Origin of the sequence: Arthrobacter sp. SO5 (assembly GCF_020532805.1) — a bacterium.
In the GTDB taxonomy this organism is placed as follows: Bacteria; Actinomycetota; Actinomycetes; order Actinomycetales; family Micrococcaceae; genus Arthrobacter.
On record NZ_MQTQ01000083.1, the window covers coordinates 1 to 16,812 of the forward strand.

Annotated in this window: 14 protein-coding genes; 7 read left to right on the forward strand and 7 right to left on the reverse strand. The window is 60.4% G+C overall.

The window, feature by feature from the left end; all coding sequences use genetic code 11:
• Positions 1-770: hypothetical protein (locus BJG92_RS15270; RefSeq protein WP_232084848.1), on the reverse strand; the 770-nt coding region annotated here is incomplete at its 3' end.
• 592 nt (positions 771-1,362) lie between these two features.
• Here BJG92_RS15270 and BJG92_RS15280 point away from each other — a divergent pair.
• Entirely contained in the window at positions 1,363-2,181 is an 819-nt protein-coding gene (locus BJG92_RS15280) for a restriction endonuclease (protein ID WP_232084849.1), read from the forward strand.
• Between the two features lie 204 nt (positions 2,182-2,385).
• Here the strand turns inward: BJG92_RS15280 and BJG92_RS15285 are convergent, their stop codons facing one another.
• Positions 2,386-2,985 carry a recombinase family protein gene (locus tag BJG92_RS15285; protein WP_232084850.1) on the reverse strand — a complete coding sequence of 200 codons (600 nt, stop codon included), beginning with the start codon at positions 2,983-2,985 and terminating at the stop codon, positions 2,386-2,388.
• Between the two features lie 555 nt (positions 2,986-3,540).
• On the opposite strand from BJG92_RS15285, the gene BJG92_RS15290 reads away from it, so the two are divergent.
• Complete coding sequence (locus BJG92_RS15290) at positions 3,541-3,807, forward strand: hypothetical protein (RefSeq protein ID WP_232083192.1); 267 nt, start codon at positions 3,541-3,543, stop codon at positions 3,805-3,807.
• Between the two features lie 38 nt (positions 3,808-3,845).
• Here the strand turns inward: BJG92_RS15290 and BJG92_RS15295 are convergent, their stop codons facing one another.
• Genes BJG92_RS15295 through BJG92_RS15305 form a run of 3 tightly spaced genes read right to left on the reverse strand, consistent with a single transcriptional unit; the run spans position 3,846 to position 7,190 of the window.
• Complete coding sequence (locus BJG92_RS15295) at positions 3,846-4,394, reverse strand: DUF6262 family protein (protein ID WP_232083193.1); 549 nt, start codon at positions 4,392-4,394, stop codon at positions 3,846-3,848.
• Complete coding sequence (locus tag BJG92_RS15300; protein WP_232083202.1) at positions 4,391-6,031, reverse strand: tyrosine-type recombinase/integrase; 1,641 nt, start codon at positions 6,029-6,031, stop codon at positions 4,391-4,393. The genes BJG92_RS15295 and BJG92_RS15300 overlap by 4 nt, the downstream gene beginning before the upstream one ends.
• A gap of 13 nt (positions 6,032-6,044) precedes the next feature.
• Positions 6,045-7,190, reverse strand: a complete 1,146-nt coding sequence (locus tag BJG92_RS15305) for a tyrosine-type recombinase/integrase (RefSeq protein ID WP_232083194.1) — start codon at positions 7,188-7,190, stop codon at positions 6,045-6,047.
• A gap of 350 nt (positions 7,191-7,540) precedes the next feature.
• On the opposite strand from BJG92_RS15305, the gene BJG92_RS15310 reads away from it, so the two are divergent.
• The 5 genes from BJG92_RS15310 to BJG92_RS15330 are packed head-to-tail and all read left to right on the forward strand — an operon-like array spanning position 7,541 to position 15,974.
• On the forward strand, positions 7,541-9,973 hold the full coding sequence (locus BJG92_RS15310) for a type I restriction-modification system subunit M (protein ID WP_232084851.1): 2,433 nt from the start codon (positions 7,541-7,543) through the stop codon (positions 9,971-9,973).
• Positions 9,973-11,214 (forward strand): restriction endonuclease subunit S, encoded by a 1,242-nt coding sequence (locus BJG92_RS15315; RefSeq protein WP_232084852.1) that lies wholly within the window; start codon positions 9,973-9,975, stop codon positions 11,212-11,214. Before BJG92_RS15310 ends, BJG92_RS15315 begins: the two co-directional genes overlap by 1 nt.
• Positions 11,211-12,158 carry a GIY-YIG nuclease family protein gene (locus tag BJG92_RS15320; RefSeq protein WP_232084853.1) on the forward strand — a complete coding sequence of 316 codons (948 nt, stop codon included), beginning with the start codon at positions 11,211-11,213 and terminating at the stop codon, positions 12,156-12,158. The genes BJG92_RS15315 and BJG92_RS15320 overlap by 4 nt, the downstream gene beginning before the upstream one ends.
• The gene (locus BJG92_RS15325) at positions 12,155-15,253 is read left to right on the forward strand and encodes a type I restriction endonuclease subunit R (RefSeq protein WP_232084854.1); all 3,099 of its coding nucleotides are present in this window, start codon (positions 12,155-12,157) and stop codon (positions 15,251-15,253) included. The genes BJG92_RS15320 and BJG92_RS15325 overlap by 4 nt, the downstream gene beginning before the upstream one ends.
• Positions 15,240-15,974 (forward strand): M48 family metallopeptidase, encoded by a 735-nt coding sequence (locus BJG92_RS15330; protein WP_232084855.1) that lies wholly within the window; start codon positions 15,240-15,242, stop codon positions 15,972-15,974. Before BJG92_RS15325 ends, BJG92_RS15330 begins: the two co-directional genes overlap by 14 nt.
• Before the next feature lie 100 nt (positions 15,975-16,074).
• Here the strand turns inward: BJG92_RS15330 and BJG92_RS15335 are convergent, their stop codons facing one another.
• Together BJG92_RS15335 and BJG92_RS15340 are read right to left on the reverse strand one after the other, a co-directional pair.
• Positions 16,075-16,449, reverse strand: coding sequence for a hypothetical protein (locus BJG92_RS15335; protein ID WP_232084856.1), 375 nt, complete (start codon positions 16,447-16,449; stop codon positions 16,075-16,077).
• A complete protein-coding gene (locus tag BJG92_RS15340) occupies positions 16,446-16,784 on the reverse strand; it encodes a hypothetical protein (RefSeq protein WP_232084857.1) in 339 nt (112 codons plus the stop codon). Before BJG92_RS15340 ends, BJG92_RS15335 begins: the two co-directional genes overlap by 4 nt.
• Positions 16,785-16,812 lie beyond the last annotated feature (28 nt).

Sequence of the window (16,812 nt, forward strand, 5' to 3'; positions counted from 1 at the left end):
CGGAGGGCGACGTTCCCGCCGTGACCGTCGCGGGCATAGGTTGCCCACCGGCCAAGGATGCGTTCGGCGCCGTCGGCCTTGCCGACGTACTGCTTGCCGTTGCTGGAGTCCGTGATGAGGTAAATTCCTTGGACCTCTGACAGGGCAGCGCGCCAGATGGCGTACCGCGGGTCATCCACCATGTCGCACACTTGGTGGTAGGTGAGCAGCACGCCGTCGAACCCGGGGAACTCGACCTTGTCCCGATCGGCGATCTCCAGCACAGGCATGCGCCCGGCGCTGGCTGAGGCAGCGCTCCGATGCCAGCTGCGGGGAGTGTCCCATTCGATAACGAGCCGGTCGTTAAGGGGTGCTAGAAATCCTGTCGGGCGCAGGTCAAAGAAGCGGTTCGAGTCTGTGCGTTCTTCGCGTACCTCGCCATGGTTCTCGAAGGTGCCCCACAGTCGGGACCGGTGTTGGCCGTCGGCAACGAAGATCACCCAGTATCGGGGAGGATCTGCGGGGAAGCGCCGGGGCGAGACGTCCTGTTCCCTGGTGTAGGCGAAGACTCGTTCGGCGGTCAGGTCCTCTGGCCCACGCAGCGCAGCGGGATCCCCGGGTTTGAAGGTGTGCCGGATGAGGTGTATATCCTCCAGCCGGGCACCCGGTTCATGGTCCGCTCCCATGCCGGTGAGCACATGAGTGAGAGTGAGGGCCGCCCGGGGAGCCGGCTTGGCGGAGGCGGCCGATTCAACAGGCTTGTGGAGAGCAACAAATTCCAGATCAGACACGGGGACACCCTATGCCACCGGCAAGGATGCGCGCTGTGACGACTTGGCCAGACGGGTCTATATCGCCGTGGATGTCGCACGGTCTGTAAAGGGTGACCGGCGGGCTAAGCCATGACACGGTTATGCTGCAGCCAGACACCACCAGTGCACCGCTGCCATGAGCTCCAGGGGTGGGGAGGGTGTCTAGCCTGTGAGGGCTCGCGACCGTCGATAAAATGTTGCCCGGGACATTCCGAGATCGCGGGCAACCTGGGCAGAGGTTTCGCTGCCGTTGACAGGACGGACAGCGCTTCGGATCTGAGCGCGATGGCCGCCTCACGTTCGGGAACAACACGCCCAGGGCCGGGCCGTTACACCACCCTAGTGGGCACTACCCCCTGGCGGTTCCTCAGGACCAGGGTTTCCGTTCCCTGTGTGGCCCCCGGGCCACGAACGCGCACCGAACCGCCACGCTACGCATGCCTCTTCGGGGGCAAGGCAGTAATGGTGTACCTCCGAGCGATGGGGCAAACCCGTCTCTAGTAGTGTTTTGACGCGCACCTCCTTGAGAGCCAAGGAAGCGACTTGGCAAAGCATCTTCAGGAGGCATTTTATGTATCATCACCCGCCGGATCGTCTGGACCGTAAATACTTCAAGCCCTTATGGGACCTGATGCGGGAGCGTGCCGCAATCATGGCCAAAGATGGCGGTAGTTGGGAAGCCCAGCAAAGCGACATCGCGGAATGGGCGTGGAAGACGATTGACGGGATGTATCCCCAACCGACTTCCATGCCTCCTGCGCCGAAAGAACCTGGGTTTTTCGGCTCCACTAAGAAATACCGGCAGGACATGCGGCGGTACTACGAAACCTACGACCCCCAGTATTTCGCGCGCCGAGACGTTGGCCTGTGGTTAATGACCTGCTCAGAAGGGTGCCTTAGGGATGCTTATCACGAGCTGAGGCAACCCGCCGCAACCGTGCCGGTAGCCTCCGCTACCGTTGACCGGGGCGATCTATTGTGGGATTCGCAAGGAGGCAGGCCGGAACCAATGGCCACGTGCTCTCCCCGGCAGGCTGAGTACCTTGCAAAGGCTTGGATGGAGTACCTGGGCGCCACCGGATGCAAAGTTTCCCAGGCGACGCGGGATGGCGGGGTTGACGTGGACAGTAAGCATTTCGTGGGAGAAGTGAAACACCATGCCGTTCCGGTCTCCCCCGGAATCGTCCGCCAAATCGTCGGGGTTGCCTCCATGGAAGGCAAGATCCCTGTGGTGTTCTCCCGGAGCGGGTATTCAGCGGCGGCGCTGGAGGTCGGCCGGAGGGGCGATGCTGCGCTCTTCACCTACAGCTTCGAGCAGGGGACGCTCCGCGCCGCTTCCCCACAGGGGGAGAAGGCGCTGAAGCTGGGACTCCTGAGCCTGACCGTATAGGACTCTTGACGGCACACCTTGCCATGCAGGGCGGGTACCAACTCTCGGGAAAGTAGCGCCAAGCATCAAAAGGACTGGCGTTTGGAGCTGGGGCTTGAGGACCAATGTTCGGGAAAATCACGCTAGGCCGGTGGGGCCAGGTTGTTGAGGTTCTGGTCGGCACCGCTGTTACCCCGGGTCACGGCAAAACTCAACGCGTCCGTATTAAAGGGCATTAGTGGTTACCAGGTCAGCAGCGGGGGAGCGGGGTGGCAGGTGCCGGTACAGGGTGGTGCGTTTCAGCCCGGTCTTGGCGGTGATCTCCTTCATGGAGAAGCCTTTATCTCGCAGCAGGGCGGCGTGTTCGAGCTTGTCGGCATCGATCACGGAAGGCCGTCCCGTACGGCGCCCGTTGGCAGATGCCACTGCCCGCGCATGCGAGGCCCGTTCGGCCGAGTAGGTCCGCTCCATCTCTCCGAAGAGTGCCAGCATGACAACCGCCAACTGCGCCATGGGATTGTCCGGGTTGGAAGTGTCGATGGGTAGGGGATCAGCCAGGGTGCGGACACCGACTCCGCGTTCCTTCAGTTCGTGGACCAGATTCAACGTGTCCCGCACTGTCCGTCCCAGCCGGTCCAGCGTGTGGACTACAAGCACGTCACCGGCTCTGGAGTGTCGCAATGCGTCCTGAAGACCCGCGCGATCTGTGGTGGCCCCGGACTTCTTATCCGAGAAGATCGTCTCGATGCCGGCGGCCGCCAAGGCATCCAACTGCCGGGCGAGGTCCTGCTTCACCGTTGATACACGCGCATAACCAATTTCCATGCCTGAACCGTACCGAAAGTTATCCCTGCGACAGGCGATTGTGGCGGGGGTTTTGGCACAACATACGGGACAGTCAGATTACGCGGCGTTTAGGCGATTCGGATTCGCGGGGGAGTGTCCCACCGAGGGTGTCCCGGTTCCTAGGTTCTCTCGGGGTCGAGAGGACTCCGGCAAGGAACAGAGCTCGTTTGTGCAGGTCAGGCGTCGTCGGACGCCCTACTGACGTGGGCCACATGTGTGGTCCTAGTGTTTTCACCTGTTGGAGTGGGGCCGGTTGAGTCGGGCCATCAGCTCGCACCGGGGCAGACTCATCGGCCAGTCCTAGACCACGACATCTTGAGCCGCCAAGCGAACTCTGATCTGGATCCTGACGATTCATCATTGGAAGAGCCTCTGTAGGGTGGTCGTATGGGGAGATTTTCATTGATCAGTGTTTTCGCTTTGGTAGTTGCGGCGTTGGTTTCAGGATGCGGCGAAGCTCGAGGCGCTCCCGACAGGGAGGAAACTTTCGCTGTCCAAGGAGCAGAATGTACTGCTCAATGGTGGCTTGAACCAATGGTTGACGATGTCCCCAGGGCAGCGTCTGACGCAGCCAGCCGGGCGCTCACCTCGGCCGAGGTTGAAGCGTCTGAGCTAGAGGAGTGGAAGAGGACCATCACGGAATCTCAGTCCGGCGACCGAGAGATCACCGAGAGCCGGCTCGAAGGGTTCGCGCACGTTGAGGCAGTTAGGGCTGAAGTCAGATCGGGTCTGGCTGAAGCGGGGTTCCCAGACGCGCCCACCCGCCTCATCGAGGTCTATTCGGATGTGAAGTGCAGCTGATTTGATCGGGCGTTACTCTGGCGCCCGCAGGTGTGGGCCTAGTGGTTGCTCTCGTCGGGGTGCGGCCGGTTAAGTCGGGTCATGAGCTCTCGGTTTGCGGCCCGTGCCGCGTCGAGCTCGTCGTCGCGTTCTGAGAGTTGTCGACGTTGTTCTGCGGTGTGTTGTTCCAGTTCGGTGACGCGGTGATGCAGACGGTCGACATCGTCGGGGGCCCCGAGGCCGGACTCCCGCCACACCTCTTCACCGAGATGCTCGGACAGACGCTGGCGGACTTGGGCGTTTTCGCGGGACAGACGGGCGATGCGCTCATGGGCGTTGGCCAGGTCTGTAATGAGGGATGGCCTGCTGACGCTCGGTCCTCCGGTCTTTGCGGTGGTTGGTTCGGCGGCCTTGAGAAGCACCGCGGCGTGGAGGTCGCTGTGGCGATAGAGAAAGCTGCGGTCCACCCCGGCGCGGCGGGCGATCGAGGAGATGCTGATTTCGGCGCCCAGATGGACAGCTTGCTCGAGCGCGGCGAGGACACGTTGCCGGCATCGTGTGCTGTGGGCCTGCCGGGCCGCGGCGATGCCGCTGGTGTTGCTGTTCACAGTTTCTCCATTCCCGCGCTGGGACCGGGCTCGCCCCTGATCGCGGGCATGCCCAGATTGGTCACTTGGCGGGTGCGCCGGACGGCTGAAATTGCGGCGACGATGTCGGCTTGCTCGGCGGGGGCGAGCTGTTCAAGGTGTTCCCCGACCCGGTGCACGAGTTCTTTCACCCGGCGGATTTCCTCCTCCGAGGGTAGAGCTTCTGTTCTGGCCCAGTTTTCAAGATCGGTGGTGGCCAGCACGCGTTCGCGGTCACTGAGCAGGTCATGCAGGTATGCCTTCAACTCCGGCAGATGCGAGGGATCGGTGTGGAAGTGATCGCAGCCGACGCAGCGAAACCGGAATGGACAGGCACCACCCCCTGCCTGGACGTTAGAGGGTTCGTGACAGTTGCCGTACGGCACCGATACCTGGCCGAGCGTGTGGCGCGCGTGCTCGTCGTCGAGTAGAGCCTGGGCGTCCCGCCAGAGGTGGTTTCCGTGCCGGTCGAACCGGTGGTCGGCCAGCCGGTCGACCGCGGCACGGCGGCGTTTCTCGCCGACCTGGTAATAGGCCTGAGTCGAGCTCAATAGCTCGTGGCCCATCAGCTCGGCGAGTACATCGAGCGCGACGCCGGCGTCTGCATGCCGTTGCGCGTAGGTGTGCCGATAGGAGTAGGGCGTGATCGTGGTCAGATCGTAGCTGCTGCCGTCGGACCGCCGGAGAGGAGAGGGCAGCGAAGCGAGCCAGCCGCGGTGGGCCCGGCCGATACGATGCCGAGCCAGCGGACGCCGGCCGTCCGGGTCTTCGTCAGAGGGCAGCAGAACCAGCGACGCCGGGTTGCTGCCGGGGAACCGCTCCCGGATTTCCTGCTGTTGGGCGGTGATCAGGTCGGCGGTCGTGTGGGTGATCGGAAGCCGCCGGCCCGGCCTGTTGTTCTTGAGGTCGTCGTAGACCAGGACATAGTTCCCGTCGTGGTCGCGGTCCATGCAGTCCCAGGGCAGGTTCAGGATCTCCCCGGGCCGGCGGCCTGTGTCGATGAGCAACTCGATCGCAACGGCCAACTCTTTCGGCACGCGGGTGCGCAGCAGCGGCAGGGCATCGCAGAGCTGGGCGAGGATCTCGGACGGCAGCGACCGGTTGGGAGTTTGCCGGTCTGGGCGCCGGGGAACGTCCTCGCGGCGGAACGCGAAGTCGTCAGGCAGCCCGCTGAGCGGGTCACCAGCCCGTGTCAGGCCGAGCAGCCGCATCTGACGCAGCGCATGATGAGCCTTTCGACAGCTCAGGGATCGGGACAACGCGGTGATCTTCCCGCAATCCTCCAGGTAGGCGAGACGTTGCAGAAACAACTCAATGTCGGGGCGCCCGAGGTCACGGATGATCAGGCCGCGGTCGCTTCTATGGGCGCACAAGCTTTCTGAGAGCCCCGCCATTGCCGCCACGTGGGCCCTCAGCACCGTGGTGGCGCCCTCGCCCCGACGACGTATCAGGTCGTGGATCGCCCACCGTTTCGCACCCTCGCGTAACCAGGGTTGGCTGATCGCCGTGAAGTCCAACCGCCCGCTGTGGCCAAACAGGGACATCGCCCAGATGTCTTTGGCCCGTTCTGCTTCCAGCTGGTGCTCGTGCGTCGACGTGACCAGAGCACGGGCTGTCATCGCGGTCACCTCGTCACGTTCCCGGTGACGTGGCGGCCAGGGCTACCCGCTCCACCGCTGCGCGCAACCGCTCCGGTGCCGGGTGGAGATACACCTGGCTCGAGCTGATCGAGGCATGGCCGAGGAGCTCCTGGACCTCGTCGATGCTCCCGCCGGCGTCCAGGACGTTACTGGCAAATCCATGACGCAGCGCATGCGGGTGCACGGCCGGATCCAGACCCGCACGGCGGGAGGCCGCGGCCAGCAATTCGTTTACCGCAGCCGGAGTCATCGGCGCGCCCATGGGTGCCCGGAACAGGTTCACGAACACGAAATCGCTCTCACCCGCCGCGGGATTCATGACTCTCTCGGTGAAGTACTGGTCGTGGGCATGCACGACCAGTGAATCCACGGGGACGATGCGGGAGTGCCGCGCTTTTGCCCACGCGCCGTTGGTATTCTGCCTCCGCACCACATGCAGGTGAGATCCAGGGAAGCCACAGCCCAAGGACGATGAGTCGACCAGGAAATGGACGTCCTCACGCCGCAGCCCCACCAGCTCGCCGCGACGCAACCCCGCCCGCGCGAGCAGCATCACCAGCAGCCGGTCACGGGCCGAGAGGCATGCCCTCAGCAGTGCGAGGACGTCTTCATCGCTGGCCCGGTCCGGCCGTTGCCTGATAGCCGGAACCCGGTGCCGGGCCTTCATCCGCAGCCTCCAGGCGCCGTCCTCACCGCGCGCCTCAGCCGGCAGATCCTGGCTATTGGCAAGCTCGTAAAGATGACCAAGCACTCCTCTCGGAGCCTCGCCGTGATCCACCGCAAAGGTCAGGAAGCCCCGCACCCCTGCGAGCACGCAGTTAATCCGCCGCGGTCCTCGGACCGCAGCCTCGACCGGACCGCCGGGCGTTGTCCCCGGCTGTGACGGGGAGTGGCGGAGCCACAATACGAACGCCGGCATCTTCCCCGCAGCCGCACGCCAATCCTGCCCGGTGGCCGCGCACCACGACAGATACAGTGCGACCGCGCCCGCGTAGGTCTTAGTCGTCGACTCGGCAGCGTCACGCCCGAACCGTAAGTACCGCAGGTATGCATCCGCCACAGACATGACCAGCAGGTCCTCGCCGATCACTGTCCAGTAGCGCATTCCAGAAGGCATCTGGACTGGAAAAGTTCGCATAGTCATCTCCTATGCCAATCATGGCCGCCATGACGAAGAACACCTGACCGACACACGGAGAGAACCCGTCGTCCACCAAGCAAGCGACCCAGCCTGTGCCACAGTCCACGACAGGCGATCGGACCCCCATAGAACCTAGGAAGTGGGACGCCTGCCCTACCTCCCGCAACAGGGATTGCATGTGGTCTGACGCCTAGACCGCGCGGAAAAGCTTGCGCACGGTGCTGACGACAGTGGCCTAATTTGGCGTCGCTCCCGGTAGATTGAATCGACACTAAGTGGCTGCCGTCGCGTAGCTGGGGACTACTGACGAGTTCGCTGAAGCTGGATCAATGCAAGGGGTACGAGGCGTGGCGCTTAAAAAATCGGATCTTTATAGCTCACTTTGGAAGAGCTGTGATGAACTGCGCGGTGGCATGGACGCCAGCCAGTACAAGGATTACATCCTGACAATGCTGTTCGTGAAGTACGTGTCGGACAAGGCCCGGACCGACGCCAGCGCGCTGATCACCGTACCTGCTGGCGGCTCCTTTGACGACATGATCGCGTCCAAGGGCGACAAGGAAATCGGCGATCGAATCAACAAGATCATCGCCAAGCTCGCAGAAGCCAACGATCTACAGAACGTTATCGACCTAGCCGACTTCAACGACGAGGAGAAGCTCGGCAAAGGCAAGGAGATGCAGGACCGACTTTCGAAGTTGGTCACCATCTTCCAGGACCTCGACTTCCGGGGCTCCCGCGCCGAAGGTGACGACTTGCTGGGAGACGCTTATGAATACCTGATGCGACACTTCGCGACTGAATCCGGCAAATCTAAGGGTCAGTTCTACACGCCGGCCGAGGTCTCGCGCATTCTCGCCAAGCTACTCGGCATCAATGCTGAGACCCTGTTCTCGGAGACAGCCTACGACCCCACCTGCGGCTCCGGATCCCTCTTGCTCAAAGTCGGCGATGAAGCACCCAACGGCCTGACCCTATATGGCCAGGAAAAGGACAACGCCACCTGGGCGCTATCCAAGATGAACATGATCCTGCATGGTAACGAGATCGCGGATATCCGCAAGGGCGACACGATCACCAGCCCCCAATTTACAAAGGGCGACCAGCTCGAACCGTTCGACTTCGTGGTGGCCAATCCACCCTTTTCTGTGAAATCTTGGAGCAACGGTCTCGAGAACGAGTTCGGTCGTTTTGAATACGGCATGCCACCGGAGAAGAATGGCGACTACGCCTTCCTGCTGCACATTCTCAAATCAATGAAGAGTACAGGCAAGGCGGCCGTAATCCTGCCCCACGGTGTCCTGTTCCGCGGAAACGCCGAAGCTGGCATCCGCAAGCGCTTACTCAAGCAAGGCTTCATCAAGGGCATTGTCGGATTGCCCGCCAACCTGTTCTATGGCACGGGCATCCCTGCCTGCATCATCGTTTTGGACAAGGAAAATGCGGCAGCCCGCACGGGCGTGTTCATGATCGATGCCTCCAAAGGGTTCCTCAAGGATGGCAACAAGAACCGACTGCGTTCGCAAGACCTACACAAGATCGTTGACGTCTTCACTAAGCAGACCGAGCTCGAACGCTATTCGCGGGTGGTTCCGCTGTCTGAAATCGCGGATGACAAGAACGACTACAACCTCAACATCCCGCGCTACATTGACTCCTCGGCGCCGGAAGATATTCAGGATCTCCACGCCCACATCCACGGCGGGATTCCGGAGCGCGACCTTGACGCCTTGGCTGGCTATTGGGATGCCTTCCCCACCCTCCGCTTGACACTGTTCAAGCCAAACCGACCCGGATACAGCGACCTAGCAATTGACGTCACTGAAGTGCAACAGGCCATCCTCGATTCCGAAGAATTCAGGCAGTTCGCTAGGGAAGTCAGCGCGGAAGTCGACAACTGGTTCGCCGCCCACCGCGCCGATTTGGGAGCAATCACCGAAGATACCAAACCAAACGCACTCATTGCCGAGCTGGGTGACGACTTGCTGGCCCGCTTCAAGCACACGCCGTTACTGGACGAGTACAGCGTGTACGAACAGCTCTTGTCCTATTGGCACGATGTTATGCATGACGACGTCTTCCTCATCATGAACGACGGCTGGACCGGCGCTGCGACACCGCGCAAAACTATCGACGACAAAGAGCGAAAGCTGTTGGAGACACCGGATCTATCCATTGGCTTCGGCCGCAACGCTGCAAAGTACAAGATGGACCTGATTTCACCTGCTCTTGTTGTTTCAGATTACTTCGCCGATAAGCAATCCAAACTGGACCATCTGTCCGCAGCTGCTGAAGAAGCCAGCCGCATCGTTGAGGAATATACAGTGGAACACGCCGTCGAAGAGGGACTCCTTGCCGAAGCGATGGACGATGACAAAATCACTAAAGCCTTAGCATCCGCGCGCCTCAAGGTAGCCAAACGCGAAGGCTCCGACCCTGACGAAGTGAAGGCACTTGGGCACCTAGTCAAGCTCTATGATGCAGAAGCGGCGGCGAGGAAGGCGTCCAAAGATGCGCAAGCCGAGCTCGATCTCGCCACGCTCAAGAAGTACGGGGACCTGGACGAAGACGATATCAAGCGACTAGTCCTGGATGATAAATGGCATGAAACCGTCAATCGGCGTGTTGCCGGCGAAGTTCATGCACTTGCCCGCGAACTCGTTGGGCGTATTCAGCAACTGGGTGAGCGCTATGCCAATACTGTTGGCAACCTCAACACCGAACTCGAGAAGTTCGAAGCCAAAGTTGCTGAACACCTGTTGGCTATGGGCATTCGGTAATGACTCACCGCATAGTACGACTCGCAGACGTCACCACTAGAATTGGCAGCGGCATCACACCTCGAGGTGGTTCGACGGTATACAAAACTTCCGGCAGGCCGTTCGTCCGTAGCCAGAATGTCGGATGGGGAGAGCTCCGCCTTACGGATCTCGCCTACATCGACGAGGCAACGCACACGACATTTCCCGCCACCGAGATTCGCCGTGGTGACATTCTGCTAAATATTACAGGGGCGTCAATAGGCCGATCTGCGATTGCTAGCGACGAACTGGACGGCGGCAACGTAAACCAGCATGTGTGCGAGATTCGCCTGAAACGCGGCGTCATGGACCCACAGTTTGTAAATGCAGTCCTCAGCTCGCGCATCGGTCAAGATCAAATTGATGCATACCAAGCTGGGGGTAATCGACAGGGCTTGAACTTCCAGCAAGTCGGGTCCATTAGGGTTCCTGCAATCGATATTCACCAACAAGAAGCGATTGGCACCGCGGCCAGGGATGCCGACGGCCTCATCACCACCCTCGAACGCCTAATCGCCAAAAAGCAGGCGATTAGGCAGGGGATGATGCAGCAGCTCCTCACCGGCCAGACCCGACTTCCGGGGTTCTCCGAGTCATGGCGCCGAGTCCGGTTGCGCGAAGTCGGCATGACGTATGGCGGACTCACCGGAAAGAGCAAGGAGGACTTTGGGCGCGGAACGGCCAGCTATGTGACCTTCATGGAAGTCATGAGCGGTCCAAGGCTACGAGGAACCCGTCTCGAATCTGTCGTTGTTGGGGCCTACGAGCGCCAAAATCGCGTTGCCCGAGGCGACGTTCTGTTTAACGGATCATCGGAGACTCCTGAAGAACTAGCTCTGGCAGCAGTGGTCGACTTTGCCCCACTAGCTGCAACGTATCTAAACAGCTTTTGTTTTGGTTTTCGTGTGAAGCGTCTTGATCTCCTTGACCCAACTTATCTGGCTCTCTACTTCCGATCGGCTAGTGGCCGCGCAATCGTTTCATCGCTCGCGCAAGGTGCGACCCGGTACAACATTGCCAAGACTAAGTTCCTCGAACTTGACCCTGAATTGCCTCCTATTGATGAGCAGAAGGCCATAGCCGCGCTACTTGGAGACACTGAGGATGAAATCGAAGCCTTGCGTGGACGGCTCGCCAAATTTCGCGCGATCAAGCTGGGGATGTTGCAGGAGCTCCTGACTGGTCGCACTCGGCTAAGTCCTGTTGAGTTCACAGCATGAGTGCGGGCAAGTCCGTTCGGCTTTTCCTTGCTGACGGGACTCCAGGAGGTTTGCTGACTGCCGAGATCATGAACTGGACCGGGCACGTTGTGGCGGCTCCTCGATCCGACCTCGGAGGGCTATTGAAGCGTCCCGAAGCTGGCCGCACCGGAATCTACATCCTGCTCGGTGACGATCCGGACAGTATGGGTGGCTCACTTGCCTATATCGGCGAAGGCGATGACGTCAGCAAACGTTTGTATCAGCACTCCCGGTCGGAGGATCAAGGCGGCAAGGACTTTTGGGAGCGGGCCATCGTGCTCACGAGCAAGGACGCCAACCTGACCAAGGCGCACGCCCGCTATTTGGAATCTCGCCTGATCTCATTGGCACAGAATGCGAAGCGGGCTCGCCTTGTGAACGGCACAGCTCCTACACCCCTGCCTCTGCCCGAGTCGGACATCTCGGACATGGAGTACTTCATAGCCCAGGCCAAGATCGCACTGCCGGTGCTCGGAGTAAATCTGTTCCGGAATACGATGACCGTCTCAGACACACCTAATGATCCGGTTGAGGGCAACCCGTCAAGCCAGCCTTCCGTTTCGCCACTCTTTGAAATGCGACTAAAGAAGGACGGAATCGTGGCCACCGCCCATGAAGTGGACGGCGAGTTCACCGTACTCGAGGGCTCGCTCGCTAGGCCGTCGTGGATCGGCGTCGAGGACGGCTACCGCCGGCTGCGGGACAAACTGGAGCGGGACGGCACCTTGGTCCCGGCCGCTGATGGAAGACTGGCCGTGTTCACCCGCAGCCAGGTCTTTGCATCGCCAACAGCGGCCTCAGCGGTTGTGTCCGGACGCAATTCAAACGGCCGCGTGGAATGGAAGCTTCAATCGACCGGCTTGACTTACGGCAGTTGGCAGAATCAGGCAATCGAAAAAGATCTTGGGGGACATGAATCGTGAGCGTAGTCGGGCAGGTTGAACGCAAGACACAAAACCGTGTGGTGGAGCTGTTCCAGGAAGAGCTCGGCTATGAGTACGGCGGCAACTGGGAATACCGAGAAGGCAACTCCCATGTTGAAACTGCCCTACTCGAACAGAACCTCCGGGCTCGCGGCTATGACGACAACCTGATTAACAAGGCGATAGACCAGCTCAAGAAAGATGCGTCGCTCGGTGGCGGCCGCAAGCTCTACGAAGCCAACCGCGATGTCTATAACCTGCTGCGCTACGGCGTAAAAGTCAGGCCTGGCATTGGCGAAAACACTGAGACTGTCTGGCTGATTGACTGGCAGAACCCGAAGGAAAATCACTTCCTGGTGGTCGAGGAAGTCTCAATCAAGGGCGAACACAACAAGCGCCCCGACCTCGTTCTCTACGTCAATGGCCTAGCGCTGGCTGTCGTTGAACTTAAGCGCTCAAAAGTCGGTGTCTCCGAGGGTATCCGTCAGAACATAGGCAATCAGCGCCAGGACTTCATACGCTCATTCTTCACAACGGTTCAGTTGGTCTTTGCCGGCAACGACATCGAGGGTCTGCGATACGGAGTCATCGAAACGCCCGAAAAGTACTGGCTGTCATGGAAAGAGCCGTCAGAAGTCGAGAATCCACTGGATCGCGCACTAATCCAGATGTGTACCAAGGAACGCTTCCTTGAGCTGATCCATGACTTCATCGTCTTCGACTCTGGCACCAAGAAGACCTGCCGACACAACCAGTACTTCGGCGTCAAAGCGGCCCAGGAACGCATCGCCAAGCGCGAGGGGGGCATCATCTGGCACACCCAGGGATCGGGCAAGTCCCTGACCATGGTGTGGCTCGCCAAGTGGATCCGCGAACATCAGACCAAAGGCGCGGAGCAGGCCCGCGTCCTGATTATCACCGACCGCACCGAGCTGGACGAACAAATCACGACGGTCTTCCACGGCATCAACGAGGACATCTACCGCACCAGCTCCGGTGCTGATCTGCTTGGCGCACTGAACAAGCACGAACCGTGGCTGATGGGCTCCCTGGTGCACAAATTTCGCGCTGGAGACGACGACCAGACCCGCGACCAGACCAGCGGAGACTTCATCGCCGAATTGAACGCCAAAATCCCCACGGACTTCTTCGCCAAGGGAAACCTGTTCGTCTTCGTGGACGAAGCACACCGTACTCAGTCCGGCAAAATGCACAAGGCAATGAAACAGCTTCTGCCGGGCGCGATGTTCATCGGTTTTACCGGCACGCCGCTGCTGAAGAAGGACAAGGCGACCAGTATGGAAACCTTTGGCACCTTCATCCACACCTACAAGTTCGATGAAGCTGTCGCAGATGGAGTGGTGCTCGATCTGCGCTACGAAGCCCGCAGCATCGACCAGGAGCTGGTCTCCCATGCCAAGATCGATCAGTGGTTTGATACCAAGACGAAGAACATGACCGACCTGTCCAAAGCCGAGCTTAAAAAGCGCTGGGGCACGATGCAAAAGGTCGTCAGCTCGGAACCACGATCCAAGCAGATCGTCATGGACATCATGTTCGACATGAGCACGAAGCCTCGCCTGATGGATGGCACAGGCAACGCCATGCTGGTCGGCTCCAGCATCTACCAGGCCTGCAAGTTCTACGAGATGTTCAACCAAACCGACCTCAAGGGCAAGGTCGCCATCGTTACCAGCTACCAGCCGCAGCCCGGGGACATCTCCAAAGAAGATACCGGCCACGGCGCCACCGAGAAATTGCGTCAGTATGGCATCTACCGGCAGATGCTGGCCGACTACTTCAACGAACCGGCCGACCAGGCCGTGACAAAGGTCGAACAGTTCGAGAAGGAAGTCAAGGAACGGTTCATCAAGGAGCCGGGCCAGATGCGCCTGCTGATCGTGGTGGACAAGCTCCTGACCGGCTTCGATGCACCTTCTGCTACGTATCTCTACATCGACAAAAAGATGCGCGACCACGGACTCTTCCAAGCCATCTGCCGCGTCAACCGCCTCGACGGTGACGATAAGGACTACGGCTACATTGTGGACTATCAGGACCTCTTCAACTCGCTTGAGGACGCGATCACCGACTACACCCAGGGTGCTTTCGAGGACTACGACGACGACGACGTCCAGGGCATTATGAAAGACCGCCACGAACAAGGTCGGCAGGATCTTGACGAGGCCATGGAACGCGTCCGCGCCCTCTGCGAGGCCGTGCTGCCACCCAAGCAGCCACATCAGTATCAGCACTATTTCGTCGCTACAGAAGCTGGCAACGCTTCCCAGATCAAGGCAAACGAAGCCAAGCGTGTCGAGCTATATAAGTCTGTCGCTGCCCTGACGCGCGCTTACGCGGCTATCGCCACCGACATGGACAAGGCCGGCTATGACGACGCCCAGGCCGCATCTATCGCGACCGAGGTCAGGCACTACGTCGACGTGGTTGCTGAGGTCAAGGTTGGTGCGGGCGAGAACGAGGATTTCAAACAGTACGAAGCCGACATGCGATTCCTCCTCGATACCTACATCCGAGCTGACGCCTCCCAAGTCGTCGCTGACTTTCAGGACGTCGGGCTCGTACAACTAATCGTCAAGGAGGGTGCGGCAGCCCTCGACAAGCTCCCTCCAGGCCTCAAGAAGGATCCCGAGGCTATGGCCGAGGTGATCGTTAACAACATCCGGCAGGTCATCGTCGACGAGCAAGCGATGAACCCCAAGTACTACGACACTATGTCTTCCCTGCTCGACGCCATTATCGAGAAGCGTCGTCAAGGGGCCATCGAGTACCAGGAATACCTCCACCAGTTGATCGCCCATGCCAAAGCTGTTGGAGCCGAAGGGACGGGCAACACCTACCCGGCCTGGGCGGTAGATGGCGCGCAAAGGGCGCTCGTTGATTTTGCCCTCCCGGACTCAAACCTGGCAGTTCGGGTTGATGCCGCCATTCGCGGCGGCAAGCCCCACGACTGGGTCGGCAACGGCATGAAGGAGAAGCTCGTAAAGCGTGCGATCCATCGCGTCCTGCCCGACACCTTTGACCGCTTCGACGAACTGTTTGACCTCGTAAAGGCACGACATGAGTACCGCTAACGCCTACCTACGAGTCGCCGGCATCGACGTGGATGTGGTCTACAAGCACATCAAGAACATGCATATCGCCGTGTACCCGCCTTTGGGCCGAGTGCGCGTGGCCGCACCCGAACGGCTCGACGATGATGCCATCCGACTGGCCATCGTCCAACGCCTACCGTGGATCAAGCGGCAACGAGAGCAGCTACGCAGCGCCGTTCGGCAGTCCGAGCGGGAGATGATAACCGGCGAATCTCACTACGTCTGGGGTCAGCGTTATCGGCTCCAATCCATCCTTGCGCCCGGGCGGATTCGCTTCGAGACCTCCGGCAGCAAGCTTGTGATGCATGCGCCGGAAGACAGCCCAGCGGAAACTAGGCGAGATGCACTGGATAAGTGGTACCGGCGGGCATTGAAATCGGAACTCCCGGATCTTCTGGAGAAATGGGAACCAGTCATCGGGCGTAAAGCTGCCAAGTGGTCGGTTCGCCGCATGAAGACAAAGTGGGGATCATGCAACCGAGAGTCTGCTCATGTCTGGTTCAATGCGGAGCTGGCCAAGAAGCATCCCAACTGTCTGGAATACATCGTCGTCCACGAGATGACCCATCTACTTGAACGCAACCACAACGAACGCTTCACCGAGCTTATGGACGGCTTCCTACCCGACTGGAGAGCACGCAGGGATGAGCTTAACGCGGCACCATTAGCCGACGAAAACTGGGGAAGCAAACCCGCGTAGTCGACAGCACCAATCCTGCGATGCCGCGGATCCTGTCGGCCGATGAAGTGGTCGGTCGGCGGCTCGGTGCAACGCAAGCCGGCGCGGTCAAGAGCCAGTGCTACCTCCAGTGGAAGGATTCCAGCGCGCGAAGCAGGGGAGCGGTGCCGTCTTTCAGGTGGTCGACGGGGCGGGCTCCGGCCAGGTCCCGGGATGGGGTGATCATCCAGAGGGTGAAGTAGTTGTGCGGGATTTGCAGTTCCATCGCACGGTCAAAGAGTTCAATTACGGCTGGGTGGAGTTGTCCGCCGGGGAGGAACTGGAATCCCGGGCAGTAGGTGCCGTCGTCGATGAAGACGCGGACGAGTTGGCGCATGACCGGTTCGGGGTCTTCCATGAGCTCGGAGAGCCGGCGCCGCACCTGCTGCAGGGAGGGCAGCGTGAACTCCGTCCGGATCTCTGCCCAGGTCTGATCGGTGATGGGTTGGGGGTTCACTCGTCCTCGGTTGTTTCGGCGGCGCTGATGCTTTCCAGGAACCACTCGGTGGCAAGTGGGCTCCGTCGGAGTGTGGCGGTCCGGAGGGCCGAGTGGGTGCCGGGGCGGATGACCTGTACCTGCCAGTATTCGATGCTGACCAGGTCGCCGCTGCCGACGGCCGCGGTGCGGTGGGTGTCCCACCAGGCGTCCCGTCCGTACCAGTGCTGGGAGTCGGTGTCGGGATCGACGATCCAGATCTGGCCGTCGTGGCGGATGGCGAGGGGTTTGCCTGATGGGTCGGTCCGGACCTGCAGGTCGTGGGTTTGTGGGGCGGTGGCGGTGGTGGTGCTCATGGGGTGGTGTTCTTTCGTGGTGCTGTCG